16 protein-coding genes are annotated in these 20342 nt (G+C 59.0%); 6 read left to right on the top strand and 10 right to left on the bottom strand.

Annotated elements, in window-relative coordinates; genetic code table 11:
- Positions 1 to 109: 109 nt before the first annotated feature.
- Together WJU23_RS11125 and WJU23_RS11120 are read right to left on the bottom strand one after the other, a co-directional pair.
- Positions 110 to 847: a TlyA family RNA methyltransferase gene (locus tag WJU23_RS11125; protein WP_346332639.1), complete on the bottom strand. Its 738-nt coding sequence runs from the start codon at positions 845 to 847 to the stop codon at positions 110 to 112.
- Positions 847 to 1485 carry a hypothetical protein gene (locus tag WJU23_RS11120; protein WP_346332638.1) on the bottom strand — a complete coding sequence of 213 codons (639 nt, stop codon included), beginning with the start codon at positions 1483 to 1485 and terminating at the stop codon, positions 847 to 849. Before WJU23_RS11120 ends, WJU23_RS11125 begins: the two co-directional genes overlap by 1 nt.
- A gap of 88 nt (positions 1486 to 1573) precedes the next feature.
- Here WJU23_RS11120 and WJU23_RS11115 point away from each other — a divergent pair, with 88 nt between their 5' ends.
- Both WJU23_RS11115 and menD read left to right on the top strand, forming a co-directional pair.
- Complete coding sequence (locus WJU23_RS11115) at positions 1574 to 2593, top strand: chorismate-binding protein (RefSeq protein WP_346332637.1); 1020 nt, start codon at positions 1574 to 1576, stop codon at positions 2591 to 2593.
- 12 nt (positions 2594 to 2605) lie between these two features.
- A complete protein-coding gene (gene menD, locus WJU23_RS11110; protein WP_346332636.1) occupies positions 2606 to 4147 on the top strand; it encodes a 2-succinyl-5-enolpyruvyl-6-hydroxy-3-cyclohexene-1-carboxylic-acid synthase in 1542 nt (513 codons plus the stop codon).
- Positions 4148 to 4189: 42 nt separating this feature from the next.
- Here the strand turns inward: menD and WJU23_RS11105 are convergent, their stop codons facing one another.
- The 3 genes from WJU23_RS11105 to aat form a co-directional block, all read right to left on the bottom strand.
- On the bottom strand, positions 4190 to 4957 hold the full coding sequence (locus tag WJU23_RS11105) for a hypothetical protein (RefSeq protein WP_346332635.1): 768 nt from the start codon (positions 4955 to 4957) through the stop codon (positions 4190 to 4192).
- Between the two features lie 77 nt (positions 4958 to 5034).
- Positions 5035 to 7761: a DUF1592 domain-containing protein gene (locus WJU23_RS11100; RefSeq protein WP_346332634.1), complete on the bottom strand. Its 2727-nt coding sequence runs from the start codon at positions 7759 to 7761 to the stop codon at positions 5035 to 5037.
- Positions 7762 to 7889: 128 nt separating this feature from the next.
- Positions 7890 to 8492, bottom strand: coding sequence for a leucyl/phenylalanyl-tRNA--protein transferase (gene aat, locus WJU23_RS11095; protein WP_346332633.1), 603 nt, complete (start codon positions 8490 to 8492; stop codon positions 7890 to 7892).
- 131 nt (positions 8493 to 8623) lie between these two features.
- Here aat and WJU23_RS11090 point away from each other — a divergent pair, with 131 nt between their 5' ends.
- Both WJU23_RS11090 and WJU23_RS11085 read left to right on the top strand, forming a co-directional pair.
- Positions 8624 to 9226 carry a flavin reductase family protein gene (locus WJU23_RS11090; RefSeq protein ID WP_346332632.1) on the top strand — a complete coding sequence of 201 codons (603 nt, stop codon included), beginning with the start codon at positions 8624 to 8626 and terminating at the stop codon, positions 9224 to 9226.
- Between the two features lie 17 nt (positions 9227 to 9243).
- On the top strand, positions 9244 to 9495 hold the full coding sequence (locus tag WJU23_RS11085; protein ID WP_346332631.1) for a DUF3253 domain-containing protein: 252 nt from the start codon (positions 9244 to 9246) through the stop codon (positions 9493 to 9495).
- Positions 9496 to 9499: 4 nt separating this feature from the next.
- Here the strand turns inward: WJU23_RS11085 and WJU23_RS11080 are convergent, their stop codons facing one another.
- Positions 9500 to 13501 carry an autotransporter-associated beta strand repeat-containing protein gene (locus tag WJU23_RS11080; protein WP_346332630.1) on the bottom strand — a complete coding sequence of 1334 codons (4002 nt, stop codon included), beginning with the start codon at positions 13499 to 13501 and terminating at the stop codon, positions 9500 to 9502.
- A 238-nt stretch (positions 13502 to 13739) separates the two neighbouring features.
- On the bottom strand, positions 13740 to 14525 hold the full coding sequence (locus WJU23_RS11075; protein WP_346332629.1) for an amidohydrolase family protein: 786 nt from the start codon (positions 14523 to 14525) through the stop codon (positions 13740 to 13742).
- 146 nt (positions 14526 to 14671) lie between these two features.
- Between WJU23_RS11075 and WJU23_RS11070 the strand changes: the two genes are divergently transcribed.
- Positions 14672 to 15874: a magnesium transporter gene (locus tag WJU23_RS11070; protein ID WP_346332628.1), complete on the top strand. Its 1203-nt coding sequence runs from the start codon at positions 14672 to 14674 to the stop codon at positions 15872 to 15874.
- Between the two features lie 49 nt (positions 15875 to 15923).
- Here WJU23_RS11070 and WJU23_RS11065 read toward each other — a convergent pair whose 3' ends face one another.
- From WJU23_RS11065 to WJU23_RS11055, 3 genes are all read right to left on the bottom strand, one after another.
- A complete protein-coding gene (locus WJU23_RS11065) occupies positions 15924 to 16457 on the bottom strand; it encodes a hypothetical protein (RefSeq protein ID WP_346332627.1) in 534 nt (177 codons plus the stop codon).
- Between the two features lie 90 nt (positions 16458 to 16547).
- Entirely contained in the window at positions 16548 to 17480 is a 933-nt protein-coding gene (gene fabD, locus WJU23_RS11060; protein ID WP_346332626.1) for an ACP S-malonyltransferase, read from the bottom strand.
- Between the two features lie 91 nt (positions 17481 to 17571).
- Entirely contained in the window at positions 17572 to 18768 is a 1197-nt protein-coding gene (locus tag WJU23_RS11055; protein WP_346332625.1) for a glycerate kinase, read from the bottom strand.
- A 164-nt stretch (positions 18769 to 18932) separates the two neighbouring features.
- Between WJU23_RS11055 and WJU23_RS11050 the strand changes: the two genes are divergently transcribed.
- Entirely contained in the window at positions 18933 to 20336 is a 1404-nt protein-coding gene (locus tag WJU23_RS11050) for an AI-2E family transporter (RefSeq protein ID WP_346332624.1), read from the top strand.
- Positions 20337 to 20342 lie beyond the last annotated feature (6 nt).

Below are 20342 nucleotides of genomic sequence, written 5' to 3'. Positions count from 1 at the left end.
GTAGGGCTTTCATTCCCTCTCAGCAGTATAAAGGCCACCCAGGCCTCCAACCTCGCTCGCAGATGTGCCTTCAATCAGGCTTTTTGTGTTCGAATCCTGCAATCTGCACTTAAACACGCCTAACAAACCACGCCAGATACTCCCGATTTCCATCCGTGCCCTGAATGGAGGATTCCACCAGACCGCGCCATTCCAGCTCAGGGCGGTTCTCGACGAATGCCTGGATGCGCAGACAGGCTTTCGTATGAAGTTCCGGCTCACGCACAATGCCGCCCTTGCCGATTTCCTCCCGGCTAAGTTCGAACTGAGGTTTGACCAATACCAGCGCCTGTCCGCCAGGCTTTAGGACGGACAGGGCTCCGGGCAGTACCAGGGTCAGTGAAATGAAAGAGACATCGGCGACTATCAAGTCCACCGCCTCAGGAATGTCAGTCGCAACCAAATGGCGCACATTAAAATTCTCCCGGCAAATCACCCGTGGATCGTTGCGGAGCTTCCAGACCATCTGGTTGGTGCCCACGTCAAAAGCATAGACCTTTACGGCCCCTTTCTGGAGCAGGCAGTCTGTAAAACCGCCGGTGGAAGCCCCCACATCCATGGCGGTGAATCCTGCCACCTGGATACCAAAGTGGTCGAGAGCTCCTTCCAGTTTGAAACCGCCACGGCTGACGAAGCGCTGCTGCTCCCTGACCCGCAGGACAGCATCCTGCCGGATGAGCCAGCCCGGTTTGCTGATGACGGTTTCATCCAGCAGCACCTCCCCGGCCATGATGAGGCGCTTGGCCTGCTCACGGGAGGGCACCAGCCCTCGTTGGACCAGGGCAAGATCAAGTCGGATGCGGGCCATCAGCGTGCCACCGGGGCAATGAGTTCATCACCAGGCTCAAGATTCACTCCGGCGGGAATGGATGAAAAATCCAGATCAGCCACCGCCTCATTTTCCTCGATGGCGTCGGTCAGGGTCACTCTGGCCAGGATGGCATTGGCGCGGCGCACCTCGAACTTCTGGCCCTTGACCAGTCCTTTGGCCGACCCTGCATCAATAATGATAAAACCCTGCTCACGGACCACTGTTTTTACCGTGGCCACCGCAGGGGCAGCCAGCACCTGTTTCTGCAGCGGAGTCAGCGTATTTGTGGAGATGCCCTTGCTTTCAGCCTCAATGACAGATCTTGGGACAGTCAGCCCCCCCCCGGGAAGAGAGCCTGCCCCGGCCATGATTTCTTCTGCCTCAGTTTCCAATGCGGGGGCTGCGGCGATGGTGCCAGGAGTAGGCGGCGGGGTGATGGAGGATGCCGGGATGGTCGGCAGCGGCACCATGGACTCCTGGCTTGGATTGGCCGTTTCGTTCGCCTGCCTCTGTTTGCGCTCAAAATCCATCTCCTTTTTCAGCCCTTTGATCTCCTGCTGCCCTTCCCAGGCCAGGTAGCCGGTGATGGCAAGAAGGATGATGGTAAGGGCCAGGGCAAAGTGTGTCAGTCGCATATCTCCATGTAAACGCGGTTTCAGAAATCCGAAAAGCGAAATCCTCGCCCCTTGCACCTTGGTCCATGCGTTTCACTATAAGATGAACATGACGGATATTGCACTTTTCAGGTTGCCCGACGGACGGGCGTGGATCGGCCAGGGACCCTTCGAAGCATTTGCGGAGGCCCCGGCAGATGGTGGCGTTTTTTATATCAACGACTTTGACCTTACAGATCCCCTTCCCTGGAAGAAGCCCGCCAGGCTTCTTGAGGTGGCTGCTGATTCCCTTGCCCAGGGTGCCGGGTGGAACGGGGCGCAGCTTCCGCACATCCAGTGGGCCAAGCCTGCCACCGAATGGTTCAAGATGGCCTTCCGCCGCATCCGCCGGGAAGTTTTGTCCAAGCGATTGGAAAAAATGGTCCCGGTGCTGACAGAACGGGGCACCATCACTGACGGCGATCCCGTGCGCCTCTTGGAGCGCGTCATGTCCGCCCCGGCCAATACCTGGGGTTACGGCTGGGTGCAACAAGGACAGGGCTATTTGGGGGCCAGCCCTGAGCTGCTCTTCCGCAGCCAGGGAACGAAGGTGGAAACCATGGCCCTGGCCGGCACCGCCAAACCTGGGGACCAAGCCTCTTTCTTGAGCGATGTGAAAGAAATTGACGAGCACGAAATCGTCGTTCGCTATCTGACGGAACGCCTGAGCAGCCTCGGCCAGGTAAAAAGGGACGCACGGGGCCTTTGCCACGCCTCAAGCCTGCTGCATTTTCAAACCAATTTACAGGTGACCCTCAACCAGCCCATTGAACCGGGTGCCCTGGTCCGCGAGATCCATCCGACCCCGGCCGTGGGGTGCCTGCCGCGTGAGGAACACTGGCTGGCACGCCTGCGGGAATACCGCAACCAGCTAAATGTACCCGGGTTCTTCGGTGCCCCTTTCGGGTTCATCGAGCCTGGACCGGCATCTGTTTGCCACATGGTCGTGGCCATCCGCGGCCTGAGCTGGAAAGGTTCAGAAGCCCAACTGCCCTCCGGCTGCGGCATCGTTGGTGGCAGCGCCTTTGATCATGAATGGCGGGAATTGCGGCTCAAGCGCGAATCCGTGGTCACGATGCTGGGTTTATAGGTCCTGCACGCCATGAATACACTGATCATCCGTTCTCTGCTGACCGCCCTGGCACGTATGGGCGTCTCGGAGGTCTGTGTAGCTGCAGGCGCCCGCAATGCCCCCATCATTTCGGCACTGATCGAGAGTGAAGGCGTCAAAATCTGGAACTTTTTTGAGGAACGCAGTGCCGCCTTCTTCGCTCTGGGCCGTATTCAGGCAGATCGCGCCCCGGTCGCGGTACTGACCACTTCCGGCACTGCCGCTGCGGAACTGCTGCCTGCCACCATTGAGGCCCATTATCAGGGGCTGCCGCTTGTCCTCATCACGGCAGACCGTCCCCGCCGTTTTCGCGGTACCGGCGCCCCCCAGGCCATTGAGCAAAAAGACCTTTTTGGCCCTTACGTCAGCGCCTGCCTGGATGTTGAGGTCGGCATCAGCCTTTCCTGGCCCACCCGCATCGGCCCACGTCCTTTCCACATCAACATCTGTCTGGATGAACCGTTGGAAACCAACCTCACCGGCATTGATTTTCTGGCTCACCACGGCCCGCCCCCGCCTAAACCGCCTGCACCGCCCAGCTTCAACTTGATCGGTGAGCCCACAGCCGTCCTTGCCTCCGGCATGAGCCAGCAGGAAGCGAATGCCGCCGCGCCTGTCCTTGCCAAGATGGGCCTGCCCGTTTTGGCGGAGGCCACTTCAAACCTTTGGGGAAAATGGCCTGACCGGCCCAAGCTGGAACATCTGCTTCACATCGCCGCTGAATCCCACTTCAATGCGCTCAATGCGCGGCAGATCATCCGCATCGGCGGAGTGCCCACCGCACGCTGGTGGCGGGATTTGGAATCAAAACCGGATATCCATATCCTGAATATTTCACGGCTCCCTTTTCCAGGTCTCGCCAGAACTGAAAATGTTCAGACCATCCCTTGGTCCGCTCTGACCAATCTGGGCAAATACCAGCTCCCGCCTGCCAGCGTGGCAACCGGAGCACCGGATATTCAGGCCCTCCTTAGCGATTATGCCTTTTCCGAGCCTGGATGGATGCGGGAGCTGGCCATGCACATCCCCGCCAGTGCCAGGGTGTTTCTGGGTAACAGCCTGCCCATCCGTGAATTCAATCTTGGTGTCAGCTTCATCCAGCCCGGCGTTGAGTTCTTTGCCAACCGCGGAGCCAATGGCATTGACGGCATCATCTCTACCTGGCTAGGCATCAGTGCCATCGTGCGTGAGACCTGGCTCATCGTCGGGGATCTGAGCGCGCTGTATGATCTCTCCGCCCCTTGGATCATGCCCCAGCTACCTCAAGGCAACCGGCGTCTGGTCATCATTAACAACGGTGGTGGCAAGATCTTTTCACGGGTTGCCTCCTTGCGCCACCTTTCCCGCCACGCACGCCACGTCATCGAAAATCATCACCGGGTCACCTTTGCCCCCTGGGCAGAAATGTGGGGGCTTAACTATCTCAAAATCACGCATCCCGATGAGCTGGAAGATCTGCCGGACGGCCCGGTTCTCATTGAGGTCGTTCCGCATGAAGGCCAGACGGAATCATTCTACTCTGCCATCAAATAAGGAGCAGGCGCAGTCTGTCAAAGGAACGGAAGGAGCCCCGGCTCACTCCACTGCTTTCAACAGACGGGCCTTCAAAGCCTGCGCTGAGGACAAAGTCGTCTGCGTGTCCACGGTGTCAGGAAGAGACGTGAGCACCGTGCCGGTTTCCGCCACGCGAAAACCCTTTTTCAGTGCAGCCAGAGTCTCCTCAGAAACTCCACCGCCGACAAGCACCTGCATGAACCGCTCTTCCCGACCGCGTGCGGCAGCCATCAGCCGGGCGAGACTTTCAGGATCATGTCCATAGGGTACCACCGCCATGCGGAGTGTGGCGGTCCCGGTCTCTCCGGTGATGGCATGGGCAAGTGACACCAGCATGGAGATCGCACGTCCTTCCGCCTCCACTCGGGCAGGGTCACCATACGGCACCAGCAGCAGCACGACTTCCCGCGGACGTTTTTTCCCAGTCAGTTCAACGTCCACATTGGCCATCTCGATATCGTCCTTTTGAAATCGTACCCGGCGCACCACATAGCCCATGTTTTCCGCACCCATGCTGGATTCCAGATAGGCGGCCACCGCCGGGATTTTCTGGGCATCCGGCTGGTTCATGACATCCCGCAGGATATCCATGTGACGCTGCAGTCCGGCTTCATTCAGGTCACGACGCAGTGCCAGGGCATACTTGTAGCCACGTTCCTCCACCTTGACCTTTTTTACCCACCAGAATCCGAAGGAAGCGATACCCAGAACAACCGTGCCTGCCGGGAAGATGACCAGGGCGGCACGGATCCAACGGCCTTGATTTGATGATGGTGCAGTATCTGACATGAGGGGGGATTGGCTCAGGGAGAAGACAGACCCCTGGGCGGCGGCAGGTTAGCGGTGGTCATCGCTGCGTGCAATGGTCACTCAGCTTCAGCGCCCACACGCATCTTCTGGAAGGGAACGCTCTCAATCACCGCCAGGATCATGTCCTGAAACCGAAATTCCGCCTCTTTTGTGCGCCGCACCACTTCCTTCACTGCGGGCTTGTCACTGTGCTCCAGGCCGCGCCCCAGGGCAAAGGTCAGGAGATTTTCAGCCAGGTTCCGGGTAAAATCCTCGGTCATGTCACGGGCCAGGATCTTTCTCAGCTCCGTCATGTCCTTGAAGGCCTGTCCTCGCACGAGGGTGCCTGCGGCATCAATCGGCAGGCCCTTTTCCGTCTCACGATAGCGGCCGATGGCGTCGTAATGCTCAAAGGCAAAACCCATCGGGTCTAGAAAGGCGTGGCAGCCTGCACAGGAGGTGTGCTCACGGTGTTGAGCGAACTGCTCCCGCAGCGTCATCTTGGACTTCCTCACCTTGCTTTCATCCAAAGGCGGCACCCCGCCCGGCGCGGGGGGCGGGGGCGTGCCCAGGATGTTTTCCAGCAGATACTGCCCCCGCTTCACCGGCGAGGTCCGCGTCTGGCCGGAGGTGATGGCCAGCACACTTCCCTGCGTAAGTATTCCGCCACGGGGTGTCCCTTTCAGCGACACCTTTTGAAAATTGGAGCCCTTGAAATTCGGGATGCCATACCAGTCAGCCAGTTTCTTGTCGGCAAAGGTATAGTCCGAGTCCAAAAACTCGATCACACTGCGGTTCTCCTTCAGGATGTGGGCAAAGAACATCTGGCTTTCCCTTTTCATGCTGAAGCTGATGCCGCTCTTCCATTCCGGAAACATCCGTGTATCCCGGGAGATGATGTCCATGTCACGAAGTTGCAGCCACTGGCCTGCAAAATCATCCGTCATCGCCGAGGCCTTGCCATCGGCGATCATCCGTTTCATTTCCGCCGCCAGATTCTTGCGCAGTTCCCCTTTGGAGGCGAGCCCAAGCAACTGCTCATCCGGCGGTGCCGACCAGAGGAAATAGGACAGGCGGCTGGCCAGGCTGTACTCGTCAATCAAAGCACTGCCGTCTGCCACCTCGCCCACCGGCTGTGGATCACCCCGGAACAGGAAAGCCGGGGAGACAAGCATGCCTTCAAGCACAAAGCGCAATGCCCCTAACGGCTTTTCTCCTTCCTTCATGGCAAGCTCCGCAAAGCCCTGCCACTTGGCCTTTTCATCCGCCGTGACAGGACGGCGGAAAAGCCGGGTGCCCATTCTTTCCACCATCCCCGGCACCGCACTCGCATGAACCGCCCCCCCTTTGTCTGTCGGCCCTTCCAGCTTCACCTGATGCACCCACAGATTGCGGTCCGCCTTTGTCTCCGGCTCATAATAATCATTCAGAAACCAGATCTGCATTTCATGGCTGCCTGCAGGAAGCTGCGCATCCAGGGTAAACGACTGCGGTGTCTGGTTCTTAGCCGTCACCGAGAAAGCTCCCACCGTATTGCCCGCGATGCGCACATCAAACTTGGCAGGTTCATCCCCGGCCTGCTGGGCACCTGCCTTCACCGTGATACGGTACTTGCCTGCCGTTGTGATCTGCACCGGATGTTTCACATACCCTTTGCTGGCCAGCAGGATTCCGCCTGTGTCCTTGCTGGCATTGCCCTGACCACTTTCCAGGTCTTCGCCCGTCCACTGGATCGCCGGCAGTCCTGCCGGCTTGTTGTCCAGCAGCCAGCGTAAAAAACGGCTCCCCTTGGGTGCCAGCAGGCTGTGCGGCCCCTTCACCACCACCTTTTCCAGCACCACATTGCGGTCGCCCTTGGATGCATCCGGAGTTTTCTCATCACTCAGATCATTCAGGAAGCCTACTGTCAGTTTCGTCTCGCCCGTTTTTAGCTTTAGCGTGTGCGTAATCGCCTGGAACTCAGGCTTCTCCGCCTTCCATTTCTCGGTCACCTCAAACGTGGACTCGTCCTTGCCGTTTATCTTCACGCCGACCTTCGCCGGTTCTCCGCCTGCCTGCGTGGCCGCCACATGTAGCGTCACCGTATAGGTGCCATCCGCAGGTGCATAGAATTTCTGGGAGACCTCGGCATTCGCGAAGAACCAGCGCCGGTTGCCGTCATCCTTGGTCTCGCCTTTCTGCTTGTAAAATTTGCGCCCGGTAATTTCCACATCCGCATGTCCGGGGGTGGCCGTGTCCATCGCCGTATCCGCCACCGCGCGGGAGGCCCGCAGATACTTTTCCATCAGCATGGGAGACAGGCTCAGCACATCGCCAATGTTGTCATAGCCATACCCGGTGTCATCCGGCGGAAATTCCCGCGCCGGGCGGCTGTCCACCCACAGCAGATCACGCACCGTGTTGTTATACTCTGTGCGGTTCAAGCGCCGGTAGGTCACATGACCAGGATCCGGCTTGTTCGGGTCGAACCAGAAGATCGCATCATCAATCCAGGCCACCATTTCATCCCGCTGCTCCAGGCTTGGTTTGTCCTTCTTTTCCGGCGGCATCACATGCGTCACGATCTGCTGCCGCACATGGTCCCAGAATTTCATATCTCTGCGCAGGAGCTTGTAATCCGTATGCTTGTCAAAGGTGAAGTCCCCCTTGTCCATGCCGTCTGCATGACAGTCAAAGCAGTATTGCTCCAGCATCGGCCGGATTTTTTTCTCATACGTATCCTGTCCACGAGTGGCCAGGGCCTCAGCAGCCGGAGCGGTCGCAGGCAAAAGGGAAATCAGAGCGATGGAGCGGAGTATGGACATGGAATAGCCAGGGGATGCCGGAGGGGGGATGAAACACCACCCATACTCCATACGCTCGTCCCGGCCAGGAGATTTCCCTCCCTGTCAATTGTCCTCAAATCAGCCCATTTTGCGCCGTCCCCGCCACACTACCTAAACATCATCTGCGCTCCCCTTTGGCGGTCATCAAAGGTCACTGGCAGCCGGATCGCCCGGTGCAACAACTCCAGATACTGAATCGACGGGATCTCATGTCCGCCAAACATCGCCAGATGCGGCGTCGTCCACTGGGTGTCATGGACAATGAACCCGCGCTCTTTCAGCCGCCATTGCAAATGTGTCAGCGCCACCTTCGAGGCCTGCGTCTCCCGGCTGAACATGCTCTCCCCAAAAAACGCTCCTCCGATCGCCACCCCATAGACCCCGCCCACCAGCCGCCCCTCCCGCCACACCTCCGCACTGTGCGCAAAGCCCAGACGGTGCAGCTCCTGGTAGCTGTCCAAAATCACATCTGTAATCCACGTCTGCTCACGGTCCGCGCAGCCCCTCATCACATCCCCAAACGCCGTGTTCCAGCGCACCTCAAATGGGTGCTCCCGCAGATAGCGCTCAAAGCGCGCCGGCAGATGAAACTCCTGGATCGGCAAAATCCCCCGGTAAGGCGGCCTGAACCAGGAGATGCAGCCCCCCTCCTCCCCCATCGGGAAGGCACCGTCGCAATACGCGCTCAGAAGTTGTACAGGATCCAGCATCAATCAGTCAATTACCTTTACCGCTGGCCACAGCGTTATGAAGCGACGGCAAAAAAGCAACTTCGCATCCGTCCGCAACCGCAAGCTTCTTGTGCCCGCCGGCAGAAGCGCCATCCTGTGCCAAACTCATTATGGAACTCGACCTCACCGGCCCCCTCCGCGACGATGCCTACATCATCCTCAGCGGTCTCGTCACGCCCCGCCCCATCGCCCTCACCACCACGCTGGACCCTGATGGCCGCGTCAACGCCGCCCCCTTCAGCTTCTTCAACGTCCTCGGCGACAGCCCGCCCATCGTCGGTCTCTGCCCGGGCGACCGCTCCCCCGGCATCCCCAAAGACACCGCCCGCAACATCCGTCTCACCCATGAATTCGTCATCAATCTTGTGGACGAAGCCATTGCGGAAAAAATGAACCTCTGCGCCGCCTCATTGCCCCCAGGAGAAAACGAACTTCTTCACGCCGGTCTGACCCCCCTGCCCTCTACCAGCGTCAAACCACCGCGTATCGCCGAATCTCCCGCCAGCCTGGAGTGCCGCAGCCACAGCATCATCGAAATAGGCGACAACCGTCTCATCATTGGTGAAGTGCTCCGTATCCACGTCCGCGACGGCATCTTCGATCCTGAAACCTGGCTCGTCAAACCCGGCAACTACGCCCCCATCGGCCGCATGCAAGCCCCCGGCTGGTACTGCCGCACCACCGCCATGTTCGAGATGAAACGGCCCAAATAAAATTCTCCATCCCTTTGATGCACTCTGGAGCAGACATCGCCCAGGCTATCATGACACTCATCTCTGCCCGGGGTATGGGCAAAACGATCTGTCCATCGGAAGTGGCACGCCACATGTCCCCATCTGACTGGCGGCCACTCATGCCTCAAATTCGCGAAGCCGCCCGCAGCCTTCAGGTACAGGGCAGGATTCGAGTTACCCAGGCGGGGCAGGATGTAAATCCCATGCACGTTCATGGACCCATCCGCCTGGGGCTGCCCCCATCCTGATCTCTCACCGCCTGCGCCTCATCCCCACCAGTCCCATACCCAACAGCAGCAGGACCGCCCGTCCTGGCTCAGGCACCACCACCAGCACCCCGTGGTCGCCGAACAGGGACAAGTCCCAAAAGAACCCCGTGCCCGTCAGCGATGGCAGCGTCAGGTAATCATTCACCACCCCGCCATCACTGGACAGGGAGGAAAAGCTTGGTCCGCCGCCCAGCAGCCCCGTCCAGTCCAGCAGATTAAAGACCTGTCCATACTCATAGGCCACCCCCTCATCCTCCACGACCAAACGAGTGCCTTCATTCCAGGTCAGAGTGCCCTGCACCCGCAGCAGATCGTGATCTCCCAAGTTGTGTGTCTCCATATTGTAAGACGTGAAATCATAGACACTGGGAATCTGCGACACCTCATACACACTTAGGTCAGCGATGCCCGTTGCTCCGGTGATGCCCAGTAGCAAAATGGAGCCGCTGCCCGGTATGGCGTTCAGCGTCAGGTCATTGGCAAAGGTCAGCATGCCATTGCCCAGCCCCGCGTTCTCACCGGGGCGGATGCTGCCCAGCGTCAGCAGCGCGTTTGCGGAGACAGTACCCTCACCCGCCAGCACGGCCCCTGCCCCGTTCACCGTGGTATTGCCCAGACCTGTCCTGGAACTGGCCAGGACTTCAAGCGTGCCACCATTGATCACGGTGCCTCCAGTATAACTGTTCAGACCTCCTAGCGTCAGCAGCCCCTCCGTCGTCTTCACCAAAGGTGCTCCGCCATTGTATTCCGCCAGCCCACGCAGCCCGCCTGAATAAACATTGAAAGCCACCAGTGCATCCGCTGCACCGATGCTGCCGTCCGTCATGTCCAGCGTGCCACCGTCCAGGTTCACCGTCGCCGTATTACGAGCCAGCGCATCCACCGACGTGGTGAGGTTGCCATTGATGGTAAAAGTCCCGCCCGTCAGGTTCAGCGTGCCCTCGCTGCTTAGATTGGCATTCGTCACCGCACCGCTCGACAACGTCATCTTGGCCAGTTCCACATTGCCCCCCACCGTGAAGCTGCCTCCGCCGAGAGTCAGCGTCCCCCGGCCAAAAGACGTGATGGGCGAAGCCTGGGTCCCGCCCAGATTTCCCACCACCACATTGCCGGACACGTCCACCGCATTGTCGGCACTGCTGCCCAGGATCAGACTCCCCGTCGAGGAACCCGCCGCGCTGGATCCGCTGCTCTTCCAGCCGATCGTCACACTGTTGAGCTGCGCAATGAAGGTCCCTTCGCTTAGATCCAGCCTGCTCGTCGTCGCACCGGAGGTATTTACGGCATTGTAGCCCACATACAGCGTGGTCCGGGCACCCTCCGCCACGCCTTGCAGTGTCAGTGTTCCGCCTTCGCGGATCGTCCCGGTGCCGCTGCCCTTGCGCCAGCCGATATACATCAGCGGCGTCTTGAGCAGGGTTTCCCCTTCGCCGAATTCCACCCGGTGGGCGTCTGCCCCCGTGCCTACGCTTGCCGAGGCCGCGTCCCCCACTACAAAATGCGTGCTGGCGGTGATCTGGCTATTGGTGGGCAGATACAATGCATTCAAGTTGGGAGTCATTCCTGAAGGTGAAGCCAGCCCGTTCAGTGACGGATCCGCAGGTACACTAAAAACGGCACCCGAGGCTGACGTATGCACCCCCACCCGCACCCTGCCTACATTCACCGTCAGCGATTCTGAGCCCCGCAGGTCCAGCGTGCCCGATGGTGTGGCATAAGCATAAGTTTGCGTATTGATTGTCACGCCCACATCCAATGTGTCTGCACTTCCGCTGCCCACAAAAAGCTCCCCGCCCTCTGTCGCATAATACGCAGTGCTGTTGTTGTTAAAACCCACCTGCAAACTGGTGCGGATCACATTCATCGCCCCGCCAAAGTCCAGCCTGCCTGTATTCACCCGCACCCCGTCCACCGCCAGGCCTCCGTTCAGCGCCAGCGTGCCATTTCCCCCTTTCGTCAGCAGGCTCCCCGCTCCCCCAATAACCATGGAGGTGACCGTCAGCTCAGGTTCCGCATTGCTGCTGTTGTTCACCACGAAGAACCGCTCCACATCGCCGATGTTCAGCGTTCCGCCTGTGATGTTGGCTCCCTGGTTGTTGCCCGTCGCCGTATAGGCCACATGGCTGCCTAAGATCAGGCTCCGCCCGGCGGCCATGTTCACCGTCCCTGCGGACCCCGCACTGCCGCCACCGAAAAACAGGCCATAGGAGATCAGTTCCGCCGCTGCGATCTTCAGTTCAGGATCTCCCGTCAAAGTCAGGTCCAGATCCCCGGCGATGTCAAAAGTCCCGTTCTGCACAATCAGTGCCTCCTGCGGGATGCTGCCCGCCCCGGTCAGGCGTAGAGTGCCGCCATTCACCGTCGTGCTTCCCGTATAAGTATTCACCCCACCCAGCGCCCACACACCATCCCCCGTTTTCAGCAGGCTCGTCACCCCGCCCGCCGTGGCATCCGTAATGCCGCCCAGAAGAGTATTCGCATCCATGTTCGTACCCGTCAGGATCAGCGTCTTGTCCCCGGCCTCGCTCACATCCAGCGCGCTCTGAAACACCACCGCACCGGTGCCGGAGGCATTCAGCGTCACATTGCCCGTCGTGCCCGTCAGCCGCAGCACCTTGTCCGTCGTCTCCCCCGTACCCGCATAAATCAACCCCACGTTCGCCATCTCCGAGCCCAGATGAATCACCGCCTGCGTCCCCACATTCGTACCCGTCAGGCTGCCTGCCATGCCCAGCATCTGAACTTCCAGGCTGCCGTTTAAAACCGAGGTCAGCCCTGCATAGGCATTGCTCCCGCTCAGCGTCAGCACACCAGTTCCCAATTTGCTCACGGCCCCCGTTCCGCTGATGTCCCCCGCAAAAGCATGCGCATTGGACCGGTTAAATGCCAGCAACGCATTGTTCACCACGTCCCCAATGATGGAGCCCGTGTTCCCGCCGATGCCGAGCTGCAAAGTGCCCTCGCTGATCGTCGTGCCACCTTCATAAATGTTCGTCCCCAGCAGCATCAGCTTCTGGGCCCCTGCCTTGATGATCCCACCATTGCGAATGGTCGTCTCAATTGTCGCGTCATCGTCGCCATAAAGCGTCGCCGCCTCGCTTTGGACAGTGATGGTTCTTACCGCGTTCCCCAAGTCCAGGATGCCGCTGTCCGGCTGTACTGAAGATCGCGTACCCGTGCCGGTGATGAGTACATCCCGGACATTGTTGCCGGTGGATCCGCCCCGGTTATTACGCAAAAAAATGTCTCCTTCCACCGTCAGCACGCCCCCTGCGCCAGTCTTCACCCCGACGTTGTTGGTGCCAGTCCTTCCCACCACGGTCAAGCCACCGATTGTCTCCTGAAATCCGTTCAGATCAAACAAAGCCGCCCGGTACTGCTGGCTCAGAACCGTGACATGTGCCGTGTCTGAGATCTGGTCCGCCGCCATCAGCCTCAGCGTCACCGGATTCACATTGTTGGATGCCCCTGCTGTGGATTCGACCAGGATGTCTCCCGTCCCCAAAGCAGCACCACCCATCGTGGCCAGCTCCACCATGCCGCTGCCCAGGCGGAAGTTTCCCGCAAGGCTGCTGGTTGCCGCTCCTGTCAGTCTTAGCGTTCCCTTGCCTTCTTTGGTCAGGGCAAAATTTCCCGTCAGGCTCATCCCATCCAGAGTCGCTGACAATGTCTCTGCCACGTTGATGGTGGTGGCTCCTGTGAGATTCAAAACGCCTCCTTGCAGGGTCACCGTGCCCTCCTGAAATGTCAGGCCCCGTATATCCTGGGTGCCGGTCACAGCGACCGTGTATTCGCCCGTCGCATCTGCACCTGCGCTGAAAATGGCAATGTTACCAGCCGTCCATTCGGCCAGTGTACCGGCCTCACCGTCAGCATTGGTGTTCCAAAAGGGATTGGTGGCATTCCACTCTCCAGCAAGTACAGTGCCTCCCGCTCCAGCCGAGACGCCATTGATGTCCCAGTAAACCGAAGTCTGGGCAGACAAGGAAGTTGTGAGAATGAGGCTGGTCCACAAAAGGGACAGGCATGGAATGGCAGTACGGATACAGTTTGTTCGATTCATCAGCCACGGGGGAAGGCGGTGTATGGCCAAATCCGAAAATCAGGTTTGGCACCCAGTTATAAATCAGCATCCATGCCAATAATGACATACATATGCATCCTCTTGTGATACTGAGCCGCCTTGGACCTGGCATTACTCCCGTTGCAAAAGGCACAGACGCTCAAGCCTGTATGCCTTTAAGCTTCAAGATCGGCAGCATGAGTTCCCGCAGATTGTCGCAAAAGATCCGCTGTTTGTCCGCCTCACTGATCTGCGCTCCATGCACCTTTCCCAACTGGCTGGCGAAGCTGCGCCCCCCGGCATCGCTGCCATAGATCACCCGCTCCACGCCCAGTTCACGCACTGCCATCTCGGTCATGCCGGCGGTGGGATCGCTGCCAGCCAAATCCGCATAAAGGTTTTTATGTTCGCGTATCGCACGCACTCCCAGCTCCCAGGTTCCGCCAGTATGGCCGCAGATGATGGGAACATTCGGAAAACGGCGTGCCAGGGCCACGATGTCATCCGGCGTGGACTCTCCTGGATAATTGCCGCCCGTCTTGAACCAGGTGTGCTGAAAGATCACGGCCTGCAGTTCAGCCGCCCGCTCGATCACGGGATCAATCTCCGGAGTATCACACCTTCCCGCCACCCACAGTTTGATGCCCACCATCGGTCCGTTGGCCACGCATCGCTCCAGTTCTTCAAGGCTGCGCTGGATATGCTTCGCGCTCAGATAGACAAATCCAAAAGTGCGGTCCGGGTACTTGGCCAGCGCCCGCAGCACCTCGTCATTCTGTTTGACCAGGTCATCCGGTGACGGGTCTTGGGACCACTTCAGGCCCATGTAAACGCAGAGACGCTCAATGCCCACACGGTCAGCATAACCCAGGAGCTGACCCATGCGCTCTTCCGGCGTGAGGCCGGCGACCCCGCTAAGGTGACAATGAAGATCCCAGATACGCATGTTAAAATGAAGTGTGTGCAAATAACCCGCACTGCCAGCCGGTTCTATAACGCTCGCGGCTCCGACTGTGATATTTAAATGCGATTTTCACCATTCCATTCATGCAGCGAATGGACAGAGCATCATCCTGAGCTTAATGCCCTGGCATGAGCCTGGAAGACGATGCCAACCTCCTCGAAGATGTGCGTGAGCGCGCCCCGTACGATGCCGCCGATCTGCTGGAAACCATGCCTGCTGAGGATGGAGTGCGGGTGCTGGAATCGCTCAATCCGATGGTCGCTCAGCAGGTGCTTCACGAAATGACGGATGAGCACCGCTGCGCCATCATCGCCGCCGCCCCGATTGAGAAAGCCCGGCAGTGGATGCGCAACCGTGAGTATCCGGAGGACTCCGTTGGATGGCTCATGGAACCGCCGGTGGCCGTCTTCCGCCCCTCCATGACCGTGGGCGGCACCATCGAGGCCCTGCGCAAGCTGACCAAACGCGCCTTCATCACTTATGGATATGTGACGGACGACTCCAACCGGCTCATTGGCGTGCTGGTTTTTCGTGACCTCATGCTAGGAAAACCTGAGGCCCTGCTCTCCGAGGTCATGTACTCTAACATTTTCGCCCTGCGGCCGGAGATGGAACTGACGGAGGCCATGAAGCAGACCGTCAACCGCCATCTGCCAGTTTACCCTGTGTGTGATGAGGAAGGTCATCTCATCGGCCTTGTGCGCGGCCAGAACCTCTTTGAAGCCCGGGCCATCGAGATCAGCGCCCAGGCGGGAACGATGATGGGTGTCAATGATGAAGAACGCCTCAGCACCCCCGTCCTGCACAGTCTGCGATTCCGCCATCCATGGCTGCAGGTCAATCTCGTCACGGCCTTCCTGGCTGCGGGCGTCGTCGGTTACTTTGAGCACACCCTGGAGCGGATCGTCATTCTGGCCGCCTTCCTGCCCGTGCTGGCAGGCCAGTCGGGAAACACTGGCTGTCAGGCCCTGGCCGTCGCCCTGCGGGGCATGACGCTGGGTGACCTGAAGGATGGTGATGAACGCCGGCTGGTTCTCAAGGAAGGCACTCTGGGGCTGCTGAATGGTCTGCTGGTCGGAATCACCGCCGGCCTCGGCATGTTTCTCTATGCCCACATGCAGGGAAATCCTGCAGCCATCATGCTGGGCACGGTGGTCCTGCTATCCATGGTCATGAGCTGTGTGGTTAGCGGCATCTGCGGAGCCTTGATCCCCCTGGCACTGCGGAAGCTTGGGGCCGACCCGGCCACCGCCTCCAGCATTTTCCTGACCACCGCCACCGATGTGGTCAGCATGGGCGTTTTCCTGGGACTCGCTACCGCGCTCGTATAAAAAAAGCCCGTTGCGAAACAACGGGCTTTTTCAAAATCGTCCAGAAGAATCAGGCTGCCGTCGTCGTCGTGGCAGTCTCGGAGGAACCGGATTTGCCATTGTTGCTCATCGAGTGTTCCGGCAAGGTGGAGCTGACATTGCTGCCGTTACCACCTGGGCCGATGAGCTTGCGGAACATCTTTTGTGGGAAGGACATGCCTTTTTCCTCAGTCTCCATTTGGGACAGGGCCTGGGATTTGGCCATCTCCCAGGCGGGGGCAAAGCCGGGCGCATTGATCAGCATATGCTTCTCTGCGCGGGCCATCACTTCCAGCTCACGCTGCAGCTTGTTTTCAGGCTTTTCATTCAGGCGGTTCACCTGGATCCGCAGATGCTCATTCTCCTGGGCCAGCCGCGCACGCTCCTTGTTCGTATCCTGGAGCTGCTTGGCGTCCAGTTCCAGCTTGTCACTCAGGTGGGATTTGTAGCGTTTGAACTCCGTTTTGGTCTTCCAATGGTTAAAATAAGCCATGACCAAGAAGACGACACCCAGGGCGAAGCCCATGAGAAAGGTGTTGAAGGGATTCTCAAAAATTTCAAGCATATCAGGATGGGGTTAGAGAACGATAGACGAAACTGGCCGTTTGTCGTTCAGATTATTATTCGTCTGTGTGGTGCCTTCCACGTGCAAAATTTACCCCAGCAGTTCTGCCACTGCGGCATCCAGCGTGGCGATGTCCTTGATGGAGATGACCTTGACACTGCGGTCAATTTTTCCCATCAGCCCCGCCAGGGTGGCGTCCGGCCCGAGTTCAATGAACAGCGTATGCCCCTCAGCAATCAGGTGCTGCATGGACTCCACCCAGCGCACGCTGCCAGTGACCTGGGCGGTCAGCGTTGTACGGATTTCTTCAGGCCGGTTCACTGTCCGCGCCTCAAAATTGCAGACCACGGGTATGCCAGGACTCACAATCGTCGCCGCTTCCAGCACATTGGCCAGCCTGTCCTGCGCGCTTTTCATCAGGCGGCTGTGATAGGCCCCTGCCACGGGCAGCGGAATGGCCCGCTTGATGCCTTTGTCCTTCGATTTGGCCGCTGCCGCCTCAATGCCCTCGACGCTGCCGCTCAGCACGATCTGGCCCGGCGCGTTTAAATTCGCCACGTCCACATCACATTCTGCCGCCAGCTCGCGGATGGCCGCTTCCTCTCCGCCAATCATTGCCAGCATGGCCCCACGGGTGCTGTTGCAGGCTTCTTCCATGAAGCTGCCACGTTGGAAAACCAGGTTCAGTCCGGTGGCAAAATCAAACGTCCCCGCTGCAGCATGGGCGGTGAATTCTCCCAAAGAAAGCCCGGCGGCGGCCGTGAACTCCAGGTCCGGCACTTTCAGTTTCAGGACCTCCAGCAACGCCAGGCCATGGGCATACAGGGCAGGCTGGCAGCGGCTCGTTTTGGTCAGTTCCTCCATCGGTCCTTCAAACATCACCTGCGTCAGCGAATAACCCAGGGCGGCATCGGCCTGTTCCAGCAGTTCGCGCACCACCGGATAGGCTTCGGCAAGATCTTTTCCCATGCCCACTTTCTGGGCTCCCTGACCGGCGAAGAGGAGGACGGCTTGTTTTGGCATCGTGATATCGGTTTTCAGTATTCGGTTTTCAGTATTTAGAAGCGGGAGGTGACAGTGGCTGAAAACTGAAAACTGAAAACCGAAAACTGCACTATCTGCCCAGCAAGCGGACGATGTCCCCGGTGCTTTCAAGGACCGCAACGGCCAGCAGTTCCTCCGCCCGTGCAATGGCCTCCGCCAGCGGCAGCTCAGCCGGTTTGATCGCGCGGGTGAAATCGAAATGTGCCTTCAGCGCCGGACTTTCATCAATGGCACCCGCAAAAGCGGCCACCTTTTTCCCCAGCCTGCGCGCCATTTGCGCTATGCCCACCGGCCCCTTCCCATGCAGCGTCTGCGCATCCAGCCGCCCCTCGCCGGTGATGACCAAATCCGCCCTTGCCACCCGTGCTTCAAGGCCTATCTGCTCTGCGATGAGGTCAAAGCCATTGGTCAGCCGGGCCCCGCAAAAAGCCATCAGCCCCCATCCCAGGCCGCCCGCAGCCCCTGCACCGGGCACATCGCGCGGGTCAGCTCCCAAATCTCTTGCTACCAGATCCGCCAGATGTTCCAGGCGCTCTTCGAACCAAGCCGCATCCGTCACCCCTTTCTGCGGTCCATAAACACGGGTGGCACCTTTTTCACCTAACAAAGGATTGTCCACATCACAGGCGACGAGAACAGGACAAGAAATGGAGTGCTCAGTGCTGAGGTCACAGTCCTCATTTTTTTCACTGGGAGATACCTCTTCTTTCTGCGCACTGAGAACCGAGGACTGAGCACTTTTCCCCCTCTCCACCCTGACCATCCTCATCACCTGCCCCATCTCCGCCGGCACTTCCTTCCCTTCTGCATCCAGAAACCGGTATCCTAAGGCCGCCGCCATGCCCAGCCCCCCGTCGTTGGTAGCGCTGCCGCCGATGCCGATGACGATTCGTTGTGCGCCTTGCGCCATCGCCTGCTTCAGCATCACACCTGTGCCGTAGGTGCTGGCCGTTGCCGGAATCAATGGCAGGTCATTGACCAGAGCCAGACCGCTCGCAGCACTCATCTCCATCACTGCCTGTTGGCCGCACCAGCCATAAGCCGCCTCCAGCGACCGCCCTTGAGCATCCTGGGTCATGACCGTTTGCCATTCCCCGCTGAGCGCTGTCACCATCGCTTCCACAGTGCCTTCTCCACCATCGGCGATGGGGCACATGTCACACTCCACCTCCGGCAGGGCCTCTTTTAAAACACCTGCAATCGTCTGGGCCACCTGTGTGGCAGTGAGGGAACCTTTGTATTTGTCGCTGGCAATAAGGATGCGCATCCCTTTACGGTATAGCCCTGACTGGCATCAGGGCAACCGCGCTGTCATCTTTGCCTGGATGACAAAATTTCCTCCTTTTTCCACTGTCCTTATCCACCTTCGGTGACTTCATCATCGCCAAGCGCCAAACTCCCTCTATCTTACGCCACTTCTGCCGCTCCCACATGAAGAATATCCCCACTGCTTTCCAGCGCAGCTCCCTTTGGACAGCCATCACGGCGCTCTCCATCACGGTCGTAGGTGCTCTCGGCATCGGCTTTATCTACCTGGCCACCCAGGTCATCGGTTTTCTACAGCCCATCCTGATGCCCTTCGCTGTGGCCGGGGTGCTGGCCTATCTTCTGGATCCTGGCGTCGCCTGGCTGGAAAAACGCGGCCTCAAAAGGCAGCCGGCCGTCCTCATCATCTTTGGCGTCTTTGTCCTGGCACTCACCGGCTTGGGCTGGTGGCTCATTCCCAAGCTGGTTGAGCAGACTTCTAACCTGGCCAAAAAAGTCCCCGGCTACACCGTCAAGGCCCGTGCTGCCACGCTGGATTTCGCCACCCGCCTGGAGCAGGAATACGGCATCCCCCTGCCGGAACCCATTGCGGAAATCATGCGCGACTCCGTGAGATCAGCCGCAGTCAAACGCGATGCCCAAACCTCCCAGGAACTGCCCGCCGGGGTGGAACCCACCATTCGCTCCGGTGCAGCCATCGCTACTGGCAGAGATCTCGAAACGGCCGTGGGAACCGTTCCGGACGATGATCTTACCGAGACAGCCCCTGAAACGGAGCTGGGCATTGACCTCAAAGCCCTGCTTACCGGTGAATGGGTCAAAACCAGCCTGCCATCCTTCCTGGGTAATGGCTGGAGATTCTTCAAAGCCACCTTTGGCGGTTTCCTGGGCATGTTCGGCTTCCTGCTGTCGCTCATCATTGTGCCGCTCTACCTCTATTACTTCCTGATTGAGAGCGTCAAAATCAAAGCCCAATGGTCCGACTACCTGCCCCTTAGGGCCAGTTCATTCAAAGACGAAGTGGTCTCCTGCCTCAATGAGATCAACCGTTACCTCATCGCCTTCTTTCGCGGCCAGCTCTTCGTCAGTGTGATCAATGGCATCGCCACTGGCGCGGGGCTCATGATCATTGGCCTGGACTTTGGGCTGCTTATCGGCCTGGCCCTCTGCGTGGCCGGTATCATTCCGTATCTGGGCATCGCTTTATGCTGGATTCCGGCGGTGATCATCGGGGCGGTGCAAGGCGGCAGTGCCCTTATCCCGGCGGATCCCTGGTGGGCCATGCCGCTGGCGGTATCGGCCATCTTCATTGTCGTCCAGCAGGTGGATGGTTTTTTCATCACACCACGCATCGTCGGAGAGGCAGTCGGGCTGCATCCGATGACGGTCATCGCCAGTGTGCTGGTCTGGGCCTTGCTTCTCGGCGGGCTGCTCGGGGCGATCCTGGCCGTCCCCCTGACTGCCAGTCTGAAGGTGCTTTTCCAGCGCTACATCTGGCGGGCACGCATCGCGCCCCAGACTGTGGGAGGGGCGCGACATGGACCCGTCATCGTTGTTCCTTCGCAGTAAAAATCG

This window comes from Prosthecobacter sp. SYSU 5D2 (assembly GCF_039655865.1).
Lineage (GTDB): Bacteria > Verrucomicrobiota > Verrucomicrobiia > Verrucomicrobiales > Verrucomicrobiaceae > Prosthecobacter.
Note: the sequence above shows the minus strand (reverse complement) of the source record. Positions and strands in the feature narration are given on the sequence as shown.